This window comes from Idiomarina sp. UBA4206 (assembly GCF_002383015.1).
Lineage (GTDB): Bacteria > Pseudomonadota > Gammaproteobacteria > Enterobacterales > Alteromonadaceae > Idiomarina > Idiomarina abyssalis.
The window spans coordinates 1,149-3,610 of record NZ_DFTS01000051.1; the positions used below are offsets into that span (position 1 = coordinate 1,149).

At 48.3% G+C, this 2,462-nt stretch carries 2 protein-coding genes and 1 pseudogene; all 3 read right to left on the minus strand.

Translation table 11 applies throughout. The features are described from left to right. Positions 1 to 964 (minus strand): annotated as a pseudogene (gene glmU, locus B3180_RS10890) (bifunctional UDP-N-acetylglucosamine diphosphorylase/glucosamine-1-phosphate N-acetyltransferase GlmU); the annotation flags it as partial. Between the two features lie 122 nt (positions 965 to 1,086). After that, positions 1,087 to 1,503, minus strand: coding sequence for a F0F1 ATP synthase subunit epsilon (locus B3180_RS10895; RefSeq protein ID WP_054488987.1), 417 nt, complete (start codon positions 1,501 to 1,503; stop codon positions 1,087 to 1,089). A 17-nt stretch (positions 1,504 to 1,520) separates the two neighbouring features. Beyond that, the coding region (atpD, locus tag B3180_RS10900; protein WP_286844480.1) for a F0F1 ATP synthase subunit beta at positions 1,521 to 2,462 on the minus strand (942 nt) is incomplete at its 5' end.

A 2,462-nucleotide genomic window follows, 5' to 3' on the forward strand; every position in this document is an offset into this window, starting at 1 on the left:
AGCCTTTTGCCACTTTTGCATCTTCTATATGAGAGTTCGCGCGAATAACCGTGTCGTCGCCAATAACGGAGTTTCTAATGACACAGTTTGGCTCTATAACAACGCGGTCGCCCAGAACCACATTACCTTCAAAAACCGCATTAATATCAATAGTGACGTCGCTGCCGGCACTCAATTTACCGCGGCAATCAAAACGAGCAGGGTCAATTAAGGTCACGCCCTGAGTCATCAGCTCTTCGGCCTGACGCTGCTGCAATGCGCGCTCTAGCGAAGCTAACTGCTGGCGGTTGTTGGCACCTTCCACTTCCTGCGCGTTGTCAGGCTGTGCAGTAGCAATATTTACGCCTTCCTGGGCGGCCATTTCCACAATGTCAGTCAGGTAATATTCTTTCTGCGCGTTGTCATTGCTGAGTTGCTCAAGCCAACCTTTTAGCTTGTCGCTGTCAGCTATCATAATACCGGTGTTTACTTCGTCTATAGCTAACTGCTGCGCATTTGCGTCTTTTTGCTCAACAATGCCGGTTACGCTGCGGCGTTCGTTACGCACAATACGACCATAACCTGTTGGTTCCGCTAACGTCATAGTCAGCAAGCCAAGCGAGGTATTAGCACTGGCAGTTACCAGCTTAATTAAAGTGGACTCGGTTAACAGGGGCACGTCACCATACAAAATAATGACTTTTTCATTGCTTTTAAGGTGCGGGATAACCTGTTGAACGGCATGACCGGTACCCAATTGTTCACGTTGCTCGACCCAGGTTAAGTCGTCGCCGGCAATAGCTTGCTGCAGCTGATCGCCACCATGACCATAAATTAAATTAATGGCATCTGGCTTTAATGACCTGGCAGTATCTATGACGTGTTCTACCATCGGTTTATTCGCCACTTTATGCAGCACTTTGGGTAAGTCTGAACGCATGCGGGTTCCTTTCCCTGCGGCCAGAATAACAACGCGTAACTTCATATTAATGAGATCCTTAATTCAGTATCGCTTGCAGCAGCTTTATTACGTACACCTATTGTAACGACAAAAAAGGCCCTGTTGCACTAACAACAAGGCCTTTTACGTATTTTAACGCAGAAGTTTTAGCGCTTAAGCTTACGAATAACCTCAAGCTGAGCCAATGCGCGCGATAACTCGGCGATTGCCTCTGCATAGGTCACATCTGCACTTGAGTCAGCAATGGCTTCTTCAGCGCGTTTCTTCGCCGCTTCAGCTTCTTTCTCATCGAGATCGTCACCACGAACAGCAACGTCTGCTAGTACAATGACATGACCAGGCTGTACTTCTAACACTCCACCGGCGACATACAGAAGCTCTTCGTCGCCCGCTTCGCTGACATACCGAACCATACCTGGTTTGATTTTTGTCAGCAGGGGCGCGTGACCTGGGTAAATACCCAGCTCACCTTCGCTACCAGAGACCTGAACCGTTTGTACAACGCCTGAGAACAATTTGTCTTCAGCGCTAACAATGTCCAGATTTAATGTTTGTGTTGCCATTCAAACCTCCCGGTCGGTTACAGGTTTTTGGCTTTTTCTACCGCTTCTTCGATGGTACCAACCATGTAGAAGGCCTGCTCTGGCATATCGTCGTAATCACCATCCAAAATGCCTTTAAAGCCGGCAATAGTATCTTTCAAAGATACATATTTACCTGGAGCACCAGTGAATACTTCGGCTACGAAGAAAGGCTGCGACAAGAAGCGCTGAATTTTACGAGCACGAGATACAGACAGTTTGTCTTCTTCAGACAGCTCGTCCATACCCAGAATCGCAATGATGTCTTTCAGCTCTTTATAGCGTTGCAGTACTTCCTGAACACCCATTGCTGTGTCGTAGTGCTCATCACCGATAACCTGTGGGTCCAACTGACGTGACGTTGAATCCAACGGGTCAACCGCAGGGTAGATACCCAGTGACGCGATGTCACGGTTAAGTACAACGGTTGCATCCAAGTGAGCAAAGGTTGTTGCCGGAGATGGGTCAGTCAAGTCATCCGCTGGTACATAAACCGCCTGTACCGACGTGATTGAACCCGTCTTAGTAGAGGTGATACGTTCCTGCAGAACACCCATTTCTTCGGCCAGGGTAGGCTGATAACCAACCGCTGAAGGCATACGGCCTAACAGTGCTGATACCTCAGTACCGGCCAGAGTGTAACGGTAGATGTTATCAACGAAGAAAAGTACGTCGCGACCTTCGTCACGGAATTTCTCAGCGATAGTCAAACCCGTCAAAGCAACACGTAAACGGTTACCCGGTGGCTCGTTCATCTGACCATAAACCAGTGATACTTTATCCAGAACGTTTGAATCGTTCATCTCGTGATAGAAGTCGTTACCTTCACGAGTACGCTCACCAACACCAGCGAATACTGAGTAACCGCTGTGCTCGATTGCGATGTTACGGATAAGCTCCATCATGTTAACGGTTTTACCAACACCAGCACCACCGAACAG

Excerpts from the sequence above, each read along its gene's own strand:
- B3180_RS10895 (WP_054488987.1), bottom strand. The coding sequence starts at position 1,503 with ATGGCAACACAAACATTAAATCTGGACATTGTTAGCGCTGAAGACAAA.